This window comes from Pseudomonas sp. AKS31, from assembly GCF_023634765.1.
Classification (GTDB): domain Bacteria; phylum Pseudomonadota; class Gammaproteobacteria; order Pseudomonadales; family Pseudomonadaceae; genus Aquipseudomonas.
This window is the reverse complement of the sequence record NZ_JAMLFX010000001.1, coordinates 647,681-667,416: the sequence shown is the minus strand read 5'-3', so window position 1 is coordinate 667,416 and position 19,736 is coordinate 647,681. Positions and strand designations below refer to the sequence as shown.

At 59.5% G+C, this 19,736-nt stretch carries 21 protein-coding genes; 11 read left to right on the top strand and 10 right to left on the bottom strand.

The annotated features are described in order from the left end of the window. The first annotated feature begins 118 nt into the window (after positions 1-118). Both M9827_RS02945 and M9827_RS02940 read left to right on the top strand, forming a co-directional pair. A complete protein-coding gene (locus tag M9827_RS02945; protein WP_250603327.1) occupies positions 119-772 on the top strand; it encodes a COG3650 family protein in 654 nt (217 codons plus the stop codon). Between the two features lie 97 nt (positions 773-869). Next, positions 870-2,483: an NAD(P)/FAD-dependent oxidoreductase gene (locus tag M9827_RS02940; protein WP_250603325.1), complete on the top strand. Its 1,614-nt coding sequence runs from the start codon at positions 870-872 to the stop codon at positions 2,481-2,483. A gap of 130 nt (positions 2,484-2,613) precedes the next feature. On the opposite strand, the gene M9827_RS02935 is transcribed toward M9827_RS02940, so the two are convergent. Next, positions 2,614-3,708 carry a PLP-dependent cysteine synthase family protein gene (locus M9827_RS02935; RefSeq protein WP_250603323.1) on the bottom strand — a complete coding sequence of 365 codons (1,095 nt, stop codon included), beginning with the start codon at positions 3,706-3,708 and terminating at the stop codon, positions 2,614-2,616. Between the two features lie 250 nt (positions 3,709-3,958). On the opposite strand from M9827_RS02935, the gene nhaA reads away from it, so the two are divergent. The 7 genes from nhaA to M9827_RS02905 all read left to right on the top strand — a co-directional run bounded on the left by nhaA (position 3,959) and on the right by M9827_RS02905 (position 8,129). Next, positions 3,959-5,146 carry a Na+/H+ antiporter NhaA gene (gene nhaA / locus M9827_RS02930; RefSeq protein ID WP_093438734.1) on the top strand — a complete coding sequence of 396 codons (1,188 nt, stop codon included), beginning with the start codon at positions 3,959-3,961 and terminating at the stop codon, positions 5,144-5,146. A 122-nt stretch (positions 5,147-5,268) separates the two neighbouring features. Then, positions 5,269-5,538, top strand: coding sequence for a hypothetical protein (locus M9827_RS02925; RefSeq protein WP_250603321.1), 270 nt, complete (start codon positions 5,269-5,271; stop codon positions 5,536-5,538). Next, positions 5,535-5,912 (top strand): hypothetical protein, encoded by a 378-nt coding sequence (locus tag M9827_RS27935; protein WP_502943373.1) that lies wholly within the window; start codon positions 5,535-5,537, stop codon positions 5,910-5,912. Before M9827_RS02925 ends, M9827_RS27935 begins: the two co-directional genes overlap by 4 nt. Next, the gene (locus M9827_RS27930) at positions 5,912-6,271 is read left to right on the top strand and encodes an ATPase (RefSeq protein ID WP_502943372.1); all 360 of its coding nucleotides are present in this window, start codon (positions 5,912-5,914) and stop codon (positions 6,269-6,271) included. The genes M9827_RS27935 and M9827_RS27930 overlap by 1 nt, the downstream gene beginning before the upstream one ends. 189 nt (positions 6,272-6,460) lie before the next feature. After that, a complete protein-coding gene (locus tag M9827_RS02915) occupies positions 6,461-7,648 on the top strand; it encodes a colicin E3/pyocin S6 family cytotoxin (protein ID WP_250603319.1) in 1,188 nt (395 codons plus the stop codon). Beyond that, positions 7,645-7,875 (top strand): DUF7683 domain-containing protein, encoded by a 231-nt coding sequence (locus M9827_RS02910; RefSeq protein ID WP_250603317.1) that lies wholly within the window; start codon positions 7,645-7,647, stop codon positions 7,873-7,875. Before M9827_RS02915 ends, M9827_RS02910 begins: the two co-directional genes overlap by 4 nt. After that, positions 7,872-8,129, top strand: coding sequence for a DUF7683 domain-containing protein (locus tag M9827_RS02905; protein WP_250603315.1), 258 nt, complete (start codon positions 7,872-7,874; stop codon positions 8,127-8,129). Before M9827_RS02910 ends, M9827_RS02905 begins: the two co-directional genes overlap by 4 nt. A gap of 60 nt (positions 8,130-8,189) precedes the next feature. Here M9827_RS02905 and M9827_RS02900 read toward each other — a convergent pair whose 3' ends face one another. After that, positions 8,190-8,654: an outer membrane lipoprotein gene (locus tag M9827_RS02900; RefSeq protein WP_007969461.1), complete on the bottom strand. Its 465-nt coding sequence runs from the start codon at positions 8,652-8,654 to the stop codon at positions 8,190-8,192. A 179-nt stretch (positions 8,655-8,833) separates the two neighbouring features. Here M9827_RS02900 and M9827_RS02895 point away from each other — a divergent pair, with 179 nt between their 5' ends. Then, positions 8,834-9,070, top strand: a complete 237-nt coding sequence (locus M9827_RS02895; RefSeq protein WP_250603313.1) for a hypothetical protein — start codon at positions 8,834-8,836, stop codon at positions 9,068-9,070. A gap of 5 nt (positions 9,071-9,075) precedes the next feature. Here the strand turns inward: M9827_RS02895 and pdxH are convergent, their stop codons facing one another. The 5 genes from pdxH to dinG all read right to left on the bottom strand — a co-directional run bounded on the left by pdxH (position 9,076) and on the right by dinG (position 17,015). Beyond that, positions 9,076-9,723, bottom strand: a complete 648-nt coding sequence (gene pdxH / locus M9827_RS02890) for a pyridoxamine 5'-phosphate oxidase (RefSeq protein WP_250603311.1) — start codon at positions 9,721-9,723, stop codon at positions 9,076-9,078. Positions 9,724-9,747: 24 nt separating this feature from the next. Continuing rightward, positions 9,748-10,845: an OmpA family protein gene (locus M9827_RS02885; protein WP_250603309.1), complete on the bottom strand. Its 1,098-nt coding sequence runs from the start codon at positions 10,843-10,845 to the stop codon at positions 9,748-9,750. A gap of 113 nt (positions 10,846-10,958) precedes the next feature. Continuing rightward, positions 10,959-12,104 carry a serine hydrolase domain-containing protein gene (locus tag M9827_RS02880; protein ID WP_250603307.1) on the bottom strand — a complete coding sequence of 382 codons (1,146 nt, stop codon included), beginning with the start codon at positions 12,102-12,104 and terminating at the stop codon, positions 10,959-10,961. 190 nt (positions 12,105-12,294) lie between these two features. Then, positions 12,295-14,775, bottom strand: coding sequence for a beta-galactosidase (locus M9827_RS02875; protein ID WP_250603305.1), 2,481 nt, complete (start codon positions 14,773-14,775; stop codon positions 12,295-12,297). A 95-nt stretch (positions 14,776-14,870) separates the two neighbouring features. Next, positions 14,871-17,015: an ATP-dependent DNA helicase DinG gene (dinG, locus tag M9827_RS02870; RefSeq protein WP_038358136.1), complete on the bottom strand. Its 2,145-nt coding sequence runs from the start codon at positions 17,013-17,015 to the stop codon at positions 14,871-14,873. Positions 17,016-17,114: 99 nt separating this feature from the next. On the opposite strand from dinG, the gene M9827_RS02865 reads away from it, so the two are divergent. Then, entirely contained in the window at positions 17,115-17,579 is a 465-nt protein-coding gene (locus tag M9827_RS02865) for a DUF2269 family protein (protein WP_250603303.1), read from the top strand. A gap of 206 nt (positions 17,580-17,785) precedes the next feature. On the opposite strand, the gene M9827_RS02860 is transcribed toward M9827_RS02865, so the two are convergent. The 3 genes from M9827_RS02860 to M9827_RS02850 all read right to left on the bottom strand — a co-directional run bounded on the left by M9827_RS02860 (position 17,786) and on the right by M9827_RS02850 (position 19,704). Further along, positions 17,786-18,544: a collagen-like protein gene (locus tag M9827_RS02860; protein ID WP_250603301.1), complete on the bottom strand. Its 759-nt coding sequence runs from the start codon at positions 18,542-18,544 to the stop codon at positions 17,786-17,788. Further along, complete coding sequence (locus M9827_RS02855) at positions 18,537-18,818, bottom strand: DUF1145 domain-containing protein (protein WP_250603299.1); 282 nt, start codon at positions 18,816-18,818, stop codon at positions 18,537-18,539. The genes M9827_RS02860 and M9827_RS02855 overlap by 8 nt, the downstream gene beginning before the upstream one ends. A 163-nt stretch (positions 18,819-18,981) precedes the next feature. Continuing rightward, positions 18,982-19,704: a PA1041 family peptidoglycan-binding anchor lipoprotein gene (locus tag M9827_RS02850; protein ID WP_250603297.1), complete on the bottom strand. Its 723-nt coding sequence runs from the start codon at positions 19,702-19,704 to the stop codon at positions 18,982-18,984. Between the last annotated feature and the right edge of the window lie 32 nt (positions 19,705-19,736).

The following is a 19,736-nucleotide window of genomic DNA, read 5'->3' as shown; positions in this document are numbered from 1 at the left end:
CTGCGGCAGCTCCTACAGGGGTATTTGCGTTTCCCTGTAGGAGCTGCCGCAGGCTGCGATCTTTTGCATTTGCCTGACAGGCTGCGTAACGTGGCAGCACTTGTCTGGAGAGCCGAAGATGCGTGTTGCCCGTTCGTTAGTCCTTGTTGCCCTGCTGCCATTGTTTGCCGCTTGCCAATTGTTCGATGGCCAGCGAGAAAGTGCCTCGCATGTCGGACAGACGCGGATGCAGGGGCAACTGACTGCTGCTGACGGCAAACTGGTGTTCCAGCCGTGTCAGGAACAGCGTCAACTGGTGGTCAATGACATCGGCGGCACAAGCATTCTGCAAGAAGCGGCGACCCTCGCTGATGAGCAAGGCAAACTGTTTGCCGATGTTCGCGGCAAAGTCGCCGGCGATCGACTCGACCTGACTCAGTTGTACCGCGTCGAGCGCTCGGGCACCGCTTGCGATGATCCCAACTTCAAACAATTGATCCTGCGCGCGGCCGGCCATGGCCCGGAGTGGAATGTCAAAGTCAGCGGCAAAGGCATGGTCATCGACCGCGAAGGTCAGCCGCCACTTGCTGTGCCGTATATTGAAGATCAATTGGGCGATGGCCGCTTCAATCTGAGCAGCGAAGCCAACAACCAGCGCATCGAATTGTGGGTCGCGCCGCAGCGCTGCGTCGACAGCAGCACCGGCAGCGTGCAGCACATGAGCGCCGAACTGCGCATCGACGGCCAGGTGCAGCGTGGTTGCGGGTATTTCGGCGGATCGCGCAACGACTGAGCGTTTTAGCCTCACCGGATCCGGCCTTTGCGGCTTATAATCGCGGCCTTCAAACGCCCTGGCGCAGTTGTGCGCCCCGCGAACCCGGATCCTCGCCATGTTACGAATCACTGAACTCAAGCTGCCAATCGACCATCCAGAAGAAGACCTGCGCATTGCCATCGTGCAACGTCTGGGCATAGCCAGCGATGATCTGCTCGATTTCACCTTGTTCAAGCGCAGCTACGACGCGCGCAAAAAGTCCTCCGAACTGTGCTTCATCTACACCATCGACCTCCAAGTGCGCGACGAGGCCAAGGTGTTGGGCAAGTTCGCCGACGACCGTAACGTCAACGTGGCGCCGGATGTCAGCTACAAATTCGTCGGCCAGGCGCCAAGCGACCTGAGTCAGCGCCCGATCGTTGTCGGTTTCGGCCCGTGCGGGATCTTCGCCGGCCTGCTACTGGCACAGATGGGCTTCAAGCCGATCATCCTCGAACGCGGCACCGAAGTGCGTCAGCGCACCAAGGACACTTGGGGCCTGTGGCGTAAAAGCGTGCTCAACCCCGAATCCAACGTGCAGTTCGGCGAAGGTGGCGCGGGCACGTTCTCCGACGGCAAGCTGTACAGCCAGATCAAGGACCCGAAATTCCTCGGCCGCAAAGTCCTGCACGAGTTCGTCAAGGCCGGCGCGCCGGAAGAAATCCTCTACGTCAGCAAACCGCACATCGGTACGTTCCGCCTGACCGGCATGGTTGAAAACATGCGCGAACAGATCCGCGAACTGGGCGGCGAAGTGCGCTTCCAGGAACGCGTCAGCGACGTGCTGATCGAAGACGGCCAACTGGTCGGCGTGCAACTGGCCAGCGGCGAAACCCTGCATTCGAAACACGTGGTTCTGGCCCTCGGCCACAGTGCCCGCGACACCTTCCGCATGCTCCACAGCCGTGGCGTGTTCATGGAAGCCAAGCCGTTCTCGGTGGGCTTCCGTATCGAACACCCGCAATCGCTGATCGACCGTGCGCGTCTTGGCAAATACGCCGGGCACCCGAAACTCGGTGCCGCCGACTACAAACTGGTGCACCACGCCAAGAACGGCCGTTCGGTCTACAGCTTCTGCATGTGCCCGGGCGGCACCGTGGTCGCGGCGACGTCCGAGCCGAACCGCGTGGTCACCAACGGCATGAGCCAGTACTCGCGCAACGAGCGCAATGCCAACTCCGGCATCGTTGTCGGCATCACCCCGGAAGTCGATTACCCGGGTGGCCCGCTGGCCGGTATCGAGTTGCAGGAGCGCCTGGAGTCCCATGCGTTCATCCTCGGCGGCAGCGATTACAAAGCCCCGGCGCAACTGGTCGGCGACTTCATCAACGACATTCCTTCGACCGAACTGGGCGAAGTCGAGCCGTCGTACAAACCGGGGGTGGCGCTGGGTGATCTGGCCTTGGCCCTACCGGACTTTGCCATTGAGGCGATCCGTGAAGCACTGCCGGCGTTCGAGAAGCAGATTCGCGGCTACTCGCTGCATGATGCGGTGTTGACCGGGATCGAGACACGCACGTCGTCGCCGCTGCGCATCACCCGTAACGAGTCGTTGCAGAGCATGAACGTCAAGGGCTTGTTCCCGGCCGGAGAAGGCGCGGGCTATGCGGGCGGGATTCTGTCGGCAGGTGTTGACGGGATTCGTATTGCTGAAGCCGTGGCGCGGGACATTCTCGGCCTGACTGACTAATCATCTGAACCGCCACAAAACCCTGTGGGAGCTGGCTTGCCAGCGATGACGGAATCAGATTCAACATAGATGTTGACTGACCCTCTGCTATCGCTGACAAGCCAGCTCCCACATTGTTATGTGTATTTCTTCAGATATTCGCGCGCAGCACTGAAGTCGGCAGTGGCGCCCCACGCTCGGCACTCGCCGCCACCGCTTCGATCAACCCACTCAACTCATACCCCTGCGCCTTCAGCCAATCCTGGTCGTAGTAAGTGTCGGCATACCGCTCGCCGCCATCGCACAGAATCGCCACAATCGACCCCGACTCCCCGGCCGCTTTCATCTGCTGCGCCGCCATCAGGGCGCCGATCAGATTGGTCCCGCTCGACCCACCGACATGCCGCCCCAGGCGCTGCGCCAGATAATGCATGGCCGCCAGCGAGAGGGCATCCGGCACCTTGACCATCGCATCGATCACCTTGGGCAGGAACGACGCTTCAACGCGTGGCCGGCCAATGCCTTCAATGCGCGAACCACAATCCAGGCGCAAACCGGCGTCGCCCGTCTGGTAGTAATCGAAGAACACCGAACGCTCGGCATCGGCGCACAACACGCGGGTGCAATGCTGGCGATAGCGCACATAACGACCCAGCGTCGCGGTGGTGCCGCCGGTGCCGGGGCTGGAAATCAGCCAGCTCGGTTCAGGGTGTTTCTCGTAGCGCATCTGCTGGAAGATCGATTCGGCGATGTTGTTGTTCGCGCGCCAGTCAGTGGCCCGTTCGGCGTAGGTGAACTGGTCGATGAAGTGGCCGCCGTGCTCACGGGCCAGGCGCTCGGATTCGGCGTAGATTTGCGTCGGATCTTTCACCAGATGGCTCTGACCACCGTAGAAAGCGATCTGCGCGATCTTCTCTTTGGAGGTGGTCGCCGGCATCACCGCAATGAACGGCAAGCCCAGCATCCGCGCGAAATACGCTTCGGAAATCGCCGTCGAACCGCTGGACGCCTCGATCACCGGCGCGCCGGGCTTGAGCCAGCCGTTACACAACGCATAGAGAAACAGCGAACGGGCCAGACGGTGCTTGAGGCTGCCGGTCGGATGGCTGGACTCATCCTTGAAGTACAACTCGATGCCCGCAAAACCCGGCAGCGGCAAAGGGATCAGGTGGGTGTCGGCGCTGCGCTGAAAATCCGCCTCGATGATGCGGATGGCTTCGCGGGCCCACTGTCGGTTGTCGCTCATGGTGATGGTTCTCGTTGAATCGGCAGGAGATGAAGCTGTTCGAAAGGGTTGCTCATCAGCTTAGGAAAAATCCTATAGCGCGCACAGATACAGCTGAGTCTCAATATGTCAGGCAACTGCTAGGCTCAGCGTGGCTTGAGCCAGACACCTTGTAACGACATATAACAAAAAAGAATATAACTTTTGTTTTAACAACTAACTGTACGGGTTAGGGTGTCCCACCTTTTGACTTTATCGATGGAGAGCGACCTTGCCTCTGCGTAGCACTTTCACGCGTTTCTTTCAGTTGGAAGCTGCCAGCGGTCTGTTATTGATCGCCGCGGCCATCCTGGCTCTGATTATCAACAACTCGCCGCTGTCGTGGCTGTACACCGGCCTGCTCGACACCCCGGTGGTAGCGCAGATCGGTGCGTTGAAAATCGCTAAACCCCTGCTGCTGTGGATCAATGACGGTCTGATGGCGATGTTTTTCCTGCTCATCGGCCTGGAAGTGAAGCGCGAGGTGCTCGACGGCCAGTTGTCCAAACCGTCGCAGATCGTCCTGCCCGGCGCCGCAGCCATCGGCGGCATGCTGGTGCCGGCGCTGATCTACTGGTTCCTCAACCGTGACAATCCGGCGGCGCTCGACGGCTGGGCGATCCCGACCGCGACCGACATCGCCTTCGCCCTCGGCGTGCTGGCTCTGCTCGGCAAGCGCGTACCGGTGTCGCTGAAGTTGTTCCTGATGACCCTGGCGATCATTGATGACCTCGGCGCCATCGTGATCATCGCCATCTTCTACTCCGGCGAACTGTCGACCCTGTCGCTGGGCCTTGCAGCAGCGTGCATCGCGGCGCTGGTGGCGATGAACCGGCTCGGGGTGGTCAAGCTCGGGCCGTACATGATCATCGGTTTGATTCTGTGGGTCTGTGTACTCAAGAGCGGTGTCCACGCAACGCTGGCCGGCGTGACTCTGGCCTTCTGCATCCCGCTGCGCACGAAAAATGCCGAGCCGTCGCCGTTGCTGACCCTCGAACATGCGCTGCACCCATGGGTGGCTTACGGCATCCTGCCGCTGTTCGCCTTTGCCAACGCCGGGTTGTCGCTGAGCGGCGTCACCGTGGAAAGCTTCACCCACCACGTGCCGATGGGCATTGCGGTAGGCCTGCTGCTGGGCAAGACCGTCGGTGTTTTCGGCCTGACATGGCTGGCCGTGAAGATCGGCATCGCCACCCTGCCCCAAGGCGCCAACTGGGGCCAGGTGTTGGGTGTGGCCATTCTGTGCGGCATCGGCTTCACCATGAGCCTGTTTGTCGGTTCGCTGGCCTTTGAGCCGGGTGTAAGCGACTACGCCGGGATGGACCGGATGGGCATTTTGACGGGGTCGATTCTGGCAGCGTTGATTGGTTATGCGGTGACGGCGGCGGCGAGTCGCCGGAATACTCTGCAAAACGCTTGAGACGCATTTTTCTACAAGAGTCGAAGCCCTTCAATCCAGAGGGGCTTGGCTCTGAATCTTGCAAGTGTGCTATATCTTTGGTCGACAGCCGCACCTTCTCAGCACCGATTCTGGAGTCATCCATGTCACGTAAAGCAGAAAAACGCCCAATGACGGACGATCAGATTTCCATACAGGAGTCTCGGATTCCGGACATCGCTCTGAAGGCATTCAGCAACGCCTACAAAATGGCGCTCGCCAATGGTGCTGCTGTGCTCGTAGCTAAAGATGGTCAGCTATTTGAAGTGACAGAGAAGAGTTCTATTGCTTTGCGCACAATAGGCACCTACGGAAACCTGAAAAGCGGCACTCGCCTGCGCATCAACAAATCCTCGAAACAGGTTATTTCTTGAGCACACCGAGAATACGGATATTCGCCGGCCCGAACGGGTCAGGAAAAAGCACCTTCAATCGACTGGTTCCCGCGCATTTGCTGGGGAACTACATAAATCCTTATGACATAGAGCGCTCAATCAAAGATACCGGATATTTTGACTTCACTTCTTATCGTATCGAAGACCACAAAGAAGACATTTTTGAATTTTTCCGTGAGCACGCTCTGCTCAAGCAAGCCCCTCACTCATTGGCAAAGCTGGATTCCCTGACAATCGACGGTGAGCGGCTCAGCTTCGCAAATACTGAAATCGACTCCTACGTCGCATCAGCCCTTTCCGACTTCATACGAAGGTCCCTGATCAAAGAGCGCATCAGCCGTTTGAAACCGTGATGTCGTCCTCTGACAAGGTCAAACTGCTCGCTGAAGCTCATGCCTCCGGTTATAGAGTTTATGTTTACTACGTCGCTACCGCTGATCCTCAAATCAACATTGCCAGGGTTGCATATCGCGTTAAACAAGGTGGGCACAGCGTTCCTCCTGAAAAGATAGAGGCGCGGTACTGGAGATCTTTGGAGCTTCTGTCTGATGCCATCCTGACCTCCAACAGAGCCTACATTTTCGACAACTCGGATGAAGGTAGCGAAGGCCTCACGCAAATTGCGGAGATCACCGATGGCGAACTGATTGAGATCAAATCAGATACTCAGCCACCTTGGTTCAAAGAGTTCGTGCTCGACAAATTACTGTAGTGCGCTGAACAAACTTTTCCTGCAGGCTCAATCCTCTGAGTCTCGAACAACAGCCTATCTACAGACCAGCATCCGTCGAACAATCCCCAGATCTTTAGAGACGCGTCCTACAGCCATCATTTTCCTGCTTCGTTAACGTTGCGCTGCCCTTTGCGAAGGGCTGTCGACGGATGAACAAAAGGACGATCAGTGGCTGGCAACAAGGACATTCCCCGGGTTTCCAACCCACCGCAAGGCGACGGGCATCACGTCACTTACCGCTACATGACTGCCAGTGAACTGGCCGAGCGCGAGGCCAGACAAAACGCTTACGACGCCATGCTGGCGCGACAAGAAGCTTTCGAGCGCAGCCGTGAGGTGGCGGTCAAAAAAGCCGATTCCGTGCGCGCTGGCTGCGTATTCGCCAAGTCCTACAAACTGCCGGATGCGATTATCGATTACTCCAGTCCTTCGGGGATGGTGCCGACTGACAGTCTGAAGGACTACGGCGATCTCATACTGCTGGGTGCGCGTGAGGCCGATGAAAGCGGCGAAGTTCCTCTAAAGAAAATCGGCGCAACGGCCATCCCGGCGGGCTTTGGCAGTTTTGCATTGGCGGGTTCAGCTTTCAAAGGATTGCCCACCGTTATATCCACCGCAGTGATCACGCCATTGGTGACCCTGGTGGCGCTGGTCATGCCCTCGAGTCTTGGTGACAGCGCGCTTTATACCGACGAGCAGTTGCGTGGACTTGAACAGGCACGAACGCGTGTTCGGTTGAGGGTCGAACAGCAGGCCGACGGCAGCCTGAAAGGCTACGGCTTCTACACCGGCAAGAATCGCGATTGGGAAATGGTTGATGTCGTGCAGTTCAAGTTGCGTGACAGCCAGTTCATTGCTGACTTGGGTGAAGGTGTAGAACTGATCTGGACGCCTGCTGTGGATGGTTCGGACATCCTTGGTATTCCCGCGCTGGAGGCTGGACTGCAGGCACCGCACATCTGGGTTTATCCGCCGACGAAAGCGGCGGATGAAATTCTGGTCAATCCGGTTTATCCGCCGGACTACCGGGATTTTGTTCTGGTTTTTCCACCAGGTTCGTTGGTTCAGCCGGTATATATAGTCTTAAACGTTCCTAGAGATTTCAAATACCACCCCGCCCCTGTTTCGCTGCCGGCCTTTCCAGACGTGAAACCTGCACCACTGAAAACCTCCGTTCGCGGTGGAGGAAAAAAGCGAAGACGTTGGAAAGATGCATCGGGGAAAATTTACGAATGGGACTCTCAGCATGGCAAGGTTGAGATGTACACCAAGCAAGGAAAACATCTTGGAGAATACGACCCGAAAACAGGGGAACAAACAAAGCCTGCCGATTCCACAAGGAGAGTAGAAAAATGAAGCATGTAATAGAGGTATTCGATCGAAAGACTGAGGATTTGCTCCTGACCGTAGAGATCGCGGCGCATCACGAGGAAGCATTGAAGGCGCTGATGAACTGGCAACAACCTGAAGATGAGTTCGATGGCTCTGATTTAGACGAAGAGCAGATCAAAGTTCTGGAGGACTGGACTGGAGAAAAGCTCTTGGACGCAACTCATATAGTTCAGTTGGTGTGCATCGAATGACTTATGGCAACTTCAAGCTGAAGCACACCGTCGAGGCATTTAATAAACGCACAGCTCGGTTAGTTTTCGAGATCCCCGTTCCCGATGGAAACATTGAGCGGCTCAGAGTAATCATGCATTGGGTCAATCCCGAAGACGAAATCTTTGGTTATGACCTCGACCAAGAGCAGATAAAGCAATTGGAAGCTTTAATCGGTCGATCTTTCTACGACTCTAAATACAATTTTCAAATGGGTTGTTATGAAAGCGAGTAAATATCCTAAAAAAAACCCGACCAGTCACCTGATCGGGGTTTTCTTTACCCTGAATTCCGCTTAGTGCGAAACGCGGCTGGTCCCGCCAACGGTGGAGATGCGTACCCGCTCGCCAACGCGGAACACTTCGTTCTCCTGAACCTGCTGCACATAGGCACGCATGCTGCCGTCGTCTTCACGCACGGTGATTTCCACACCCTGGGTACGGGTCAGACCTTCTTCAGTTGCCGAACCGATCAGACCGCCCGCCACCGCACCGATAACTGCAGCAACGATGCTGCCCTTGCCGCCGCCAATGGCGCTGCCGCCGACGCCGCCGACCACTGCGCCTGCAGCGCCGCCGATCGGGGTCTTGGTGCCTTCGATTTTCACCGGGCGCAGGGATTCGATGGTGCCCATGCGAATCGTCTGCACGCGACGCGCTTCGTCACGGGAGTAGGAGTCACCGGTCAGGCTCGATTGGCAGCCGGTAAGCAACATCGCCATCGTGGAAAAGGAAGCAACCAGCAGAACAGACTTACGCATAGCATCAACTCCAAAGAAACATATAGTCATTAAACTCCGTGGCTTGACGCCTGTCACGACGCCGCCCGGATAAATTGGCTTTCATTCAGGTGCGGTACAGACACCTGCACGCTGTTCCTGACTTAGCCCTACAGTAGCGCCAAATTACCGATTCTGCGTCAACGACACCAAGGATTTTCATGGATTACTTCATCATCGTCGTCACCACGGCCGCCGGTCTGTACTTCCATTGGTGGCTGTACGTGCGGATCAAGCGCTGGATGGATCGCGATCTGGCGTTGTCACTGGCCGGCAAGGATGAAGGCAAACGCGCCTTCATGCTCGAACAGTTGGCGAACGCTCAGGTGCAGAAGATCAAGCGCCGGGATCTGCCGAAGTGGCTGGAGGCCGCTGCGGCAGGCTATCCCGCTCGGTAGACTGCTTAAGGTGCCAGACGTTCAAGAATCCAGTCGGCGCCCTGCAAACGGTAGTTGAGGCGATCGTGCAGACGACTCGGACGGCCCTGCCAGAATTCGATGCGCTCAGGCAGCAAGCGGTAACCACCCCAGTGTTCCGGGCAGTCGGGTTGCGTGTCGGAGAAACGCTGCTCGGTAGCCTTGAGCAAATCCTCCAGCTCACCGCGCCCGTTGATCACCCGGCTCTGCGGTGATGCCCATGCACCAAGACGGCTGCCCAGTGGACGCACCTGATAATAGGCATCGGACTCTTCGGGCGTGACCTTCACCACCCGCCCTTCGATGCGCACCTGGCGCTCCAGGGTTGGCCAGAAGAAAGTCATGGCGGCAAACGGGTTGGCCGCCAGATGCTGGCCCTTGGCGCTGTCGTAGTTGGTGAAGAAGGTGAAGCCCTGCTCGTCCAGGCCCTTGAGCAGCAGAATGCGGCAATGCGGTCGCCCATCCTTGTCGACCGTGGCCAGGGTCATGGCGTTGGCCTCCACCGGCGCCTGTTCGGTCTTCACCGCGTCGGCAAACCACTGGTGGAACAGCGCAAACGGCTCGGCCGGGGCTTGCGCCTCGGTCAGACCATCCCGGGTGTAATCACGACGCATATCTGCCAGAGCCTGGGTCATGGCGCATTCCTTTTCGTTAGCGGATCACTTCTTGGTGGTATCGGTCGCGGCGACTTTCTTGTCGGTCGCGGCGGCTTTGGCTGGAGCAGTCTTTTTCGCTGGGGCCTTGGCCGGGGCTTTTTTGGCCGGTGCCTTGGCAGCCGCTTTTTTCGCTGGAGCCTTTTTGGTTGCCGGAACAGCGGCTTTTTTCGCAGCCGGGGCCGGGGTTACCGGTTTGGCGGCGGGCTTGACGTCTTGCGCAGCGACCATGGTCACGGGCTTCGGTGCAGGCATGTTGTACTTGCTCAGCAAGGCAACCATGGTGTTCTGCGGGGTCACCAGCAGTTCAACACGACGGTTCAGGGCACGACCTTCAACGCTGTCGTTGGCGGCACGCGGCGCTTCCGAACCCATACCGCGCAGCATCAGGCGATCACGCTGCAAGCCGCTGAGGCGGAAGATCGCGGCAACCGACTGGGCACGTTCCTGGCTGAGTTTAATGTTGGCCGGAGCGGCACCGCTGGTGTCACTGTGACCAAGCACCAGAACGGCGGTTTTCGGGTCGGCTTCGAGGATTTTCGCAACGCGGGTGAACGGGCCGAGGGTGACCGGCAGCAACATGGCTGGACGATCCGGGTTGAACGAGCCTTCCACCGGCGCGGTGACGACCAGCACGTTGTCACGACGCTCGAGTTGCAGATTGCTGTCCTTGACCGCTTCACGCAGACGCGGCTCGTAATCGTCGAGCCAGGCTTGGGTCACTTTCGGATCCGGCATCGGCACGGCTTTGGTGGTGGGTTGATCCTTGCCGCCGAACGGCCACCACCATTTGCCACCCGCATCGGCCTCGGCTTTGGCCACGGTTACCGGTTTTTTCGCTTCGGGAGCGACCTCGGCCTTCATGTCGGCCTTGGCCGCTTCATCATCGGAACCGAACGGCCAGTACCACGGGCTGCTTTCGGTCTTGGCCACGGGTGCGGTAGCAGCCGGTTTCAAAGGCGCCGGCGCGGGTTCTTTGGCCGCAACCTTGTCAGATGAGCCGAACGGCCACCAACTACCACCGTCCGCATCGTTTTTCGGGGTCTGTGCACAACCGGTGATCGCTACACACAGGGCCAGGGCGAGAGTCTTTTTAGATGACATTGAAAATCCACAAAATGAAGTAATGAAAAATCAGAGCACTTTCGCCCGGATAAACAGTCGCTTTGAAACGAAAAACCGTTCGAGGTTCCGGCCCTGGCACCCCGAGTGGAACTTTACAGACAAGTGGCAAGCACCCGCGCGAGCTTCTGCGCGCGCGGATCCATCAAGACGTACGGCCCAAGGGTATTTGTCACAAAACCGAAGGCCACATCATGCTCAGGGTCAGCAAAACCGATGGAACCGCCCGCGCCCGGATGGCCGAACGCCTTGGAGCCGAGGCCATAAGTGGCGTTGGCCACGTCCGGTTGATCAAGCATGCAGCCCAGCCCGAAACGGGTGCGGGTCAGCAAGGTCTTGTCTTCGCCGAGGCTGTGTTCGCGGGTCAGCTCTTCGAGCATGTCGCTTTCGAGCAGGCTGCCGTCGAGCAGACCGGCATAAAAACCGGCCAGGCTGCGCGCGTTGCCGTGGCCGTTGGCCGCCGGTTGCTGCAAGCGACGCCATTCCGGTTTGTTGGTACTGGTGAGCACCGACGGCGGATTGGTGAAAGCGCGGGTGGTCATCGCGGTTGGTTCGCGCATGGTCACTTGCAGCAGACGTTGCGCGGCGGCATCACCGGCGTTGCCCTTGCCGCGCGCAATGTGCGCCACGCGATGGAATTCCTCGTCAGCCAGACCGACGTGAAAATCCAGCCCCAGAGGTTTGGCGACACGAGCGACGATGGATTCACCCGGCCCGCGACCGTCAGCGCGGCGCAGCAACTCGCCGATCAGCCAGCCGTAAGTGATCGCGGCATAGCCGTGACCGGTGCCCGGCGTCCACCACGGAGTTTCAGCCGCGAGGGCGTCGACCATGGTTTGCCAGTCGTAGAGGGCTTCCGGCGCCAGCAGCTCACGCAGCGCCGGCAGACCGGCCTGATGGCACAGCAATTGGCGCAGGGTGATGGATTCTTTGCCGGCGGCGGCGAATTCCGGCCAGTAGCGGGCGACCGGAGCATCCAGTTGCAACTTGCCTTCGGCGACCAGTTGCAGCGCGGTGACGGCGGTGAAGGTTTTGGTGCAGGAAAACAGGTTGGCAATGGTGTCGCTGTGCCAGGCCTCAGTACCATCCTTGTCGGCGGTGCCAGACCAGAGGTCGAGAACCGTTTCTCCACCGACCTTGATGCACAGGGCTGCGCCGCGTTCCTGGGGATCGTCGAACAGTGCGGCAAAGGCTTCGCGCACCGCTTCGAATTGAAGCTCGTAATGTCCCTGAATCTGCACCCCAACTCCCCCACGAAAACGCTCTACAAAGTGGCCCGCATTGTTCCAGCCCCAGAGGGATTTGGGAACAGCTGCGGGCCAGACGGTTAAAAGCCAAGTCAAAAGATCGCAGCCTACGGCAGCTCCTACAGAGAAACGCGTTCCCATGTAGGAGCTGCCGCAGGCTGCGATCTTTTTAGAGCATCACAGGTTAGTGACCATTCCCCGAATGTCCACCGGCATGCCCTGCCCCCGGCCCTTTACCGGCCTCGCCTTTGCGCCCGCCCTCAGCCTCATGCCCCGCCGCTGCGGCCGCTTTCTCAGCCTCTTTGCCGAGCTGATCAATCGCCTGCAAGTTGCTCTTGCGCACTGTTTCGACAAAGCCCTGATACGGCATATCCGTTACCCCGACCAGACCAAAATGGCCATTCTCGCCATCGAGCAAACGCCCGGTCACCGGTTGATCGAGATACTGGAACCAATGCACGCCGACTATCGATGGCTCACTCAAGGCTTGCTTGAGGAAATTGGCATACGCCGGGCCGCGATCTTCTTCCTTGGCCAGTTGCGTTACACCGCCCCAGAACGGGCCGCGATCAGTAGAGCCAAAGTTGAATTCAGTGATCAATACCGGTTTGTCCAAAGCACCCAGCGCGGCAAAGTCATAACCGTCCTGGGGTTTCAGCGTGTACATGTTGAAACTCAGCACATCGCAATACTGCGCGCAGGAGGCCACGGCTTCCGGTGTGCTGATGGCAAAGCGGCCACCGAGCAGCAACTGGTTCGGCGCGTGCCATTTCAGCGAGTCGGAAATGGTTTTGAAGTACGTGTCGGCGAAGACCTTCTGGAAGTATTTGAAGTCTGCCTCGATTTCCGGATGCTCCGGACTTGGCAGCGGCGGCACGAAACCCGGGTCCTCCATCAATTCCCACGCCGGCAGATCGATGCCCCACGCTTTCGACAGCCCCGCCTGATTGCGGTACTTGTCGCGCAATTGCTTGAGGAATGCACGTTTGGCCGGTACGTCAGTGGTCATTTTCAACGTGCCATAGGCCAGCGCGTAACGGGATTTCGGGTCGTCACCGGGACCGGCCCACGCCAGTTCGTTGTCGGCGTAGTAGCCAATCAGCCATGGATCGTCGCGGTGATCACGGGCGGCGATGGCCACGGCGCGCTCGGTGGCCATGGCGAAACGCGGATCGAACGGATCCGGCATGCCGCCCCACCAGTCGCTGCCGGTGCTGATGCTGGTGTAGTCGCCGACGATCGACAACGGCAAGGTGTACGGCACGCGTTCGGCATCACTTAGCGAGTCGGCACTCCAGTTGCCGATCGTGTTGAAGCCCCAGGCTTGCAGGCGATCAAGCGTGTGGCTGGCCCACTGCTGCTCATCGATAGTGGCCTTGCACGGCTCGGCAACCGGTTCTGTCGTCGCTTGCACGGTTTCAGTCCTGGCCGCTTCAGCGACGCCGGACTTCGGCTCGGCGGGCACAGAGGCAGGCTCAGCCACTTGCGCTGCGGCCGTTTCAGCCGCTGCGGATTTTGCCGCTTCGGCTACGCCGGACTTGATCTCACTGTCCGCTTTGCAAGGCTCACCGTAAACGCGCTGCAAGTTGGCGCCGTAGAAGTCGTACCAGCGCCCGTTGCCATAACCCCGGCCCTGATCAACACCGTTGCCGCCACGGTTGTCGCCTTCGCCAAAATGTCTGGCCAAGGGCTCATCCGCTTTAGGCAGGGATTCGAACATGTGCTCACGGCCAGCCACGTAGGTCTGGTTGACCTCCGGGCTAACGGTATTCACGCCCAGCGAATAAAACGGGTGCCCTTCAGGCGTGACCAGATACCAGCGGCCATCACGCTTCTCGGTGCGGAAGAACCCGCTGGCCTTGAAGGCCGGACCTTTGCTCCAGCCACCGAACTTGTCCAGCGAGGTCTTCTCGCGCTCGGCCAGCCAGGTTTTCAGCTGTTGCTGTTCCTTGGCGGCGGCGGATTTCAGTTGTTCGTCGTTGCTGATCTTTTCCGGCCACTTGCTGCGCGTCGATTGCCCGTAGGCGTCGACCAGATTGCCGTAAACAGCCTGGGTGACCGAATCGCCGTCCTGCACACCGAAGCGTTCGAGCAACAAGCTCTGCGCGACTTTCGGCTGATCCATCGACAGGCTCACCGAGACCACTTGGCTGCGGTCGATCTCACCGCTGCTGCTGGCCAGCAGGATCCGTTGACCATCGACCGTCATCGGCATCGGCGGCCCGGCTTTCATGCCTTGGCTCAGCGGTGTCGACGCGACCAGCGGTACCAGCAGGGTTTGCGCAGGCCCGGCCGGCAGGTCGACGCGGCTGACCAGAGTGCGGCCGTCGTTGCTCTGGATCTGTACGTAGACCGTTACCGCCCAGTCCATTGCGCTCTGCAAACGCAAGGTCATCATGCCTGACTGCGACCAGTCCCAGGCGCCGGTCTGCGGTGTCAGGCGCAAAGTCGGGCGGGCGACCGGATTGAAGGTCACCCGGCGCAGCACTTCGCCCTCAGGCGTTTGCTCGGCGTTGGCTTGTGGCAGATCAGCGTTTTCTGTGGCGATTTTCACCACGTCGGCAGGACGGACAAAGTTGAACAGAGTCTGCTGACCGGCAGGCGCTGCCAGCAACGGGGCAGCGAAGATCAAGGCAAAAACGGCAGGCAACGAACGGCGGATCATAAGAACGGAGTTCTCCCTAACGACCAACTAAGGCCAATGGAAAAGCGATGGCAGAGAGATAGACAACACGGCGGGCAAAACTGCCCACCGTTGTCTCAGGATATTTCACGACGGAAAGGAGGCAACGCATTGAGAATCGCCTTGCCGTAGCGCTGGGTGACCAGGCGCCGATCAAGCAAGGTGATGGTGCCGCGGTCTTCTTCGGTGCGCAGCAGACGCCCGCAGGCCTGAACCAGCTTCAGCGAAGCATCGGGCACGGAGATTTCCATGAATGGATTGCCGCCACGGGCTTCGATCCATTCCGACAACGCCGCTTCGACCGGATCATCCGGGACCGAAAACGGGATCTTGGCGATCACCACGTGTTCGCAGTAGGCACCCGGCAAGTCGACACCTTCGGCAAAACTGGCGAGACCAAACAGCACGCTCGAATCACCGCCATCGACCCGCGCTTTGTGCTTGTTCAGTGTTTCCTGTTTTGACAGGTTGCCTTGAATGAACACTTGCTTGCGCCAGTCGCGGTCGAGACCGTCGAACACGTCCTGCATCTGTTTGCGCGAGGAGAACAACACCAGGGTGCCGCGCGAGCCTTCGACCAGATCGGGCAACTCACGGATGATCGCTGCCGTGTGTGCGGCGGCATCGCGTGGATCGGCTTTCAGGTCCGGCACCCGCAACACACCGGCGTCGGCGTGATGGAACGGGCTCGGCACCACAGCCGTGACGGCCTTTTTCGGCAGGCCGGCGCGCATGCGGAAGCGGTCGAAAGTGCCCAGCGCCGTGAGGGTCGCCGAGGTCACCAGACAGCCGTAAGCCACGTTCCACAAGCTGCGGCGCAAGGTTTCTGCCGCCAGGATCGGGCTGGCATTGACCTCGATATCGAACAGCGAACCGCTTTCGGCCAACGTCAGCCAACGTGCCATCGGCGGACTGTCTTCCGGGTCTTCGGCGGTGAACGCAGTCCAAAGCTCCCAGTTGCCGGAGGCGCGGGACAACAGGCTGCCGAACAGCGGATACCACTCTTCGGCCTGATTGCTGGCGATGCCGATGTTGACCTCGCCGTCCATGCCTTCCTTGAGCAGGTCGGTCAGGCGCGTGAACAGATCGTTGAGGCGCGAAAAGCCTTTCTTCAGCTCGATGCCCATTTCACGCATATGCTCGGGAATCACCCCGGCGACGAAACGATGGCGCGGGCGCTCACGGCCCTCGACGTCTTCGCCGGGCTTGAAGTCGGCGACCTGCTCGCAGGCGCTGAACATGAACTGCTGCTGGGCCTTGATCTCGCGGGCCAACTCCGGCACTTGCTCGATCAGCTTGCCGAGGTCGCCCGGCAGCGGGTGCTGGGCGAGCAATTTGGTCAGGTTCTTCGCGGTGGTTTCCAGCCAGTCGGCGGTGGAACGCAGGCGCGTGTAATGGGCGAAGTGACCGATGGCCTTGTCTGGCAGGTGATGGCCTTCGTCGAACACGTAAATGGTGTCGCGCGGATCCGGCAGTACCGCGCCGCCGCCCAGCGCCAGGTCAGCCAGGACCATGTCGTGGTTGGTGACGATCACGTCGACCTTGCCCATGCCTTCGCGGGCCTTGTAGAAGGCGCACTGGCCGAAGTTCGGGCAATGACGGTTGGTGCACTGACTGTGATCGGTGGTCAGCCGCGCCCAGTCGGCGTCTTCCAGCGCATTCGGCCAGCTGTCGCGGTCGCCGTCCCATTTATTGCCGGCAAGTTTTTCGATCATGCTGGTAAACAGCTTCTGACTGGCCTCATCGACCTCGATCTTGAAGCCTTCTTCTTCGAACAGCTGAGCGGTGGCGGTTTGCGCGTGGCCTTCCTGCAAAAGCATGTCGAGCTTGGACAGGCACATGTAGCGGCCACGGCCCTTGGCCAGGGCGAAGCTGAAGTTCAACCCGCTGTTGCGCATCAGGTCGGGCAAATCCTTGTAGACGATCTGCTCTTGCAGGGCCACGGTCGCGGTGGCGATCACCAGGCGTTTGCCGGCCAGTTTGGCGGTGGGGATCGCGGCCAGGCTGTAGGCCACTGTCTTGCCTGTACCGGTGCCGGCTTCCACCGCGACAATCGCGGGGTCGCCACTGCGCCGACCTTCGTCGTCGGTGTCGATATCCCCGAGGACTTTGGCGATTTCAGCGATCATCAGGCGCTGGCCGTAACGCGGTTTGAGGCTCTTGGCCTCTAGAAAACGCGAGTAGGCGCCCTGGATCGTGGTTTTGAGTTCAGTGCTGATCATGAATTGTCGGGCGCAAAAAACGCTGGATAAATTTTCAGTGGTTTCGGATGGCGGCTATCATACCCCGCTAATTAATCCCGCGCAGAACGGAGTGCCCCAATGACACCTTTTAGCCTCGTTTACCCCCTGCATGTGCTGTCCGCTTTAGTCTGGGTCGGCGGCATGTTTTTCGCCTGGATGGTCCTGCGCCCCGCGGCTGTGAAGGCCCTCGACGGCCCTGCCCGCCTGACCTTGTGGGTGGAAGTGTTTCAAGCTTTTTTCCGTTGGGTCTGGGTCGCAGTGATCCTGCTGCCGATCAGTGGCGTGGGCATGCTGCATTTGCAGCAGATCGGGTTCGAGACCGCGCCGAAGTATGTGCAGGTGATGATGGGGCTGTACGTGGTAATGACGGCGCTGTTTATCCGCATTCAAGGGTTGATGCTGCCGGAACTGCGCAAGGCGGTGGAGGCGAAGGACTGGCCGGCGGGCGCGGCGGTGCTCGGGCGCATTCGCCGGTTGGTGGGGATTAACTTGATAGTCGGCGTGGTGCTGGTGGCGATTGCCGCGGCTCGGCCGATATTCTGAAGATAGGGGCAAAGATCAAAAGCCCCTCACCCTAACCCTCTCCCAGAGGGAGAGGGAACTGAATGGGGGATATTTGAGGGATACGCCGACCTGAACGATTGGGTCTGAATCCATAATCGACTCGGAATTTCAGGTCGATGTATAACGCCAGACATCTCGGTCGGCCCCCTCTCCCGCCGGGAGAGGGCTGGGGTGAGGGAAAGCTTTTACAGGCGTTGCACGGTCACGGCACCCGCCGCCCCCACTGGCCCAGGCTGACCATCAGCCCCGGCCTTGCCATTCTTGCCGCCATCGGCGCGGTACACCAGGCAGCCCTTGGACTTGCCGCCCTTGCCGGCTTTGCCACCAACACCCGCCGGGCCACCGTTGCCACCCGCCACATTGACCTTGATCAGCTCGGCCGGAAACTCGCGCGGCACTTCAAGACGCACCAGCGCACCCGGTGCGCCCGGTTGGCCATCACTGCCGTTACTGCCATCAAAACCATGCCCGGCTGCGCCATAAGTACAGCCCGGGTCTTCACCGTTGCCGCCATCCAGGCCAACAAAACCCGGCGCACCGGTGCCGCCACGGGCATCGACCAACAGTTGCGGCGCGTTCAACGCCTTGAATTGGAGATTCAGATTGCGCCCTGCACGGGCGGCTTTTTCATAAGTCCCCGGCGCCCCGCGCGCAGTAATCTGGCTGCCTTCGCTCAGTTCAGCGCGGGCCACTTTCAATTCCAGCGCCTGTTCAGCCGGAACGATCGCAATGCGCGCTTCATGGCCAAGACGCAACTCGCCCACGGTCAGTTCGGTGACGTTGGCAGGAATCAGCAAGGTGCCGTAATCGGCCACGTCCAGACGTTCGAGCTGCAAAGTGCTGGTGTTATTGGGCAAACGCATCAGGGAATTGGTTTCGACGCTGACCACCTGGGCACAGGCCAATGGGCTGATGAATGCAGCGAGCAAGCAGAGTTTACGCATGGGAAGAAGCCTCCGGAACGGCCGGGGCCGGGATGGTTTGCAGGTGGAATACGCCGAACAGCAGGATACGGCCACGGTCACGCCAAGGGTGCGGGCGACCTTTGAGGCTGCGATTGCAAAGCAGCACTTCGAGCAGATGGATCAGCAACAACAGACCGCCGGCCAGATTGACCAGCAGATGCAACGGATGTACGAACGGCACCAACTGATTGGCCAGCACCACGCAGCAGAACAGCAGGGTCAACAACCGCCCCAGCCCCCAGAACACTTTCATACGCTCCCCCGTGTTGCGAATTATTCTTTGGGCGCACAGTAACGGCTTCTGCGGGGGATAAGCCAGAGGGAAAAATGAAAAAACTGCGTTCGCCTGCCAAATGGCTGCCGAAACGACGCTGAGCGTCGCCCGGCAGCTCTAGCCCGCGTCCTACAGACGCTTCCTAACGATTGATGTGCAACTCCACACGACGGTTCTGCGCGCGCCCTTCGTCGGTGGCGTTATCGGCAACCGGCTCGCTTTCGCCGCGACCTTCGCTGGTGAGCTTGTTCGGCGCCAGGCCCTGGCTCAGCAGATACGCGGCGACACTGCTCGCACGCCGTTCCGACAAGGCCTGGTTGTAGGCATCCGAACCTTTGCTGTCGGTGTGGCCGACGACCTTGATGCTCACCACGTCGGCATTACGCAGTTTGTCCATCAGCGTATCGAGCTGGGCTTTCGCCGCCGGGGTCAGGTCGGATTTGTCGAAGTCGAACAGGACATTGCCGGCATCACTGAGGGTAATGACTTCCGTTTGCGGCGCAGGCTCCGGCACTTTTTCCGTGACCGGGTATTGCGGCAGCGGGCAGCCACGGTGATCGACCGGAGTATTTTCCGGGGTGTCCGGGCAACGGTCACGGCGGTCGAATACGCCGTCGTCGTCTTCATCGCCGTCCTGGGCATAACAGATCAGTCCGCCGGTAAGAATCCCCAGCGCTGCGCCGCCACCGGCCCAGCCGCCACTTTCGAGGGCGCCGAGACCGCCACCGACCAGCCCGCCGATAAGGCTGCAGATCGGCCACGTACGTTGATTGAGGGGTGCAGTGCCATCGCTGTGGGTGGCGCAACCGGTGAGCAAGCTGCCTAGCAGTAGCACCGGCAAGACGGACCTTGAGAAAACAGTCATTGTAAAAGCTCCTGTGTCACCGGCCCATACCG

Coding starts and splice junctions, on each gene's coding strand:
- M9827_RS02945 (WP_250603327.1), top strand. CDS start 119: ATGCGTGTTGCCCGTTCGTTAGTCCTTGTTGCCCTGCTGCCATTGTTT.
- M9827_RS02940 (WP_250603325.1), top strand. CDS start 870: ATGTTACGAATCACTGAACTCAAGCTGCCAATCGACCATCCAGAAGAA.
- M9827_RS02935 (WP_250603323.1), bottom strand. CDS start 3,708: ATGAGCGACAACCGACAGTGGGCCCGCGAAGCCATCCGCATCATCGAG.
- M9827_RS02925 (WP_250603321.1), top strand. CDS start 5,269: ATGTCACGTAAAGCAGAAAAACGCCCAATGACGGACGATCAGATTTCC.
- M9827_RS27930 (WP_502943372.1), top strand. CDS start 5,912: ATGTCGTCCTCTGACAAGGTCAAACTGCTCGCTGAAGCTCATGCCTCC.
- M9827_RS02910 (WP_250603317.1), top strand. CDS start 7,645: ATGAAGCATGTAATAGAGGTATTCGATCGAAAGACTGAGGATTTGCTC.
- M9827_RS02905 (WP_250603315.1), top strand. CDS start 7,872: ATGACTTATGGCAACTTCAAGCTGAAGCACACCGTCGAGGCATTTAAT.
- M9827_RS02900 (WP_007969461.1), bottom strand. CDS start 8,654: ATGCGTAAGTCTGTTCTGCTGGTTGCTTCCTTTTCCACGATGGCGATG.
- M9827_RS02895 (WP_250603313.1), top strand. CDS start 8,834: ATGGATTACTTCATCATCGTCGTCACCACGGCCGCCGGTCTGTACTTC.
- pdxH (WP_250603311.1), bottom strand. CDS start 9,723: ATGACCCAGGCTCTGGCAGATATGCGTCGTGATTACACCCGGGATGGT.
- M9827_RS02885 (WP_250603309.1), bottom strand. CDS start 10,845: ATGTCATCTAAAAAGACTCTCGCCCTGGCCCTGTGTGTAGCGATCACC.
- M9827_RS02875 (WP_250603305.1), bottom strand. CDS start 14,775: ATGATCCGCCGTTCGTTGCCTGCCGTTTTTGCCTTGATCTTCGCTGCC.
- dinG (WP_038358136.1), bottom strand. CDS start 17,015: ATGATCAGCACTGAACTCAAAACCACGATCCAGGGCGCCTACTCGCGT.
- M9827_RS02865 (WP_250603303.1), top strand. CDS start 17,115: ATGACACCTTTTAGCCTCGTTTACCCCCTGCATGTGCTGTCCGCTTTA.
- M9827_RS02860 (WP_250603301.1), bottom strand. CDS start 18,544: ATGCGTAAACTCTGCTTGCTCGCTGCATTCATCAGCCCATTGGCCTGT.
- M9827_RS02855 (WP_250603299.1), bottom strand. CDS start 18,818: ATGAAAGTGTTCTGGGGGCTGGGGCGGTTGTTGACCCTGCTGTTCTGC.
- M9827_RS02850 (WP_250603297.1), bottom strand. CDS start 19,704: ATGACTGTTTTCTCAAGGTCCGTCTTGCCGGTGCTACTGCTAGGCAGC.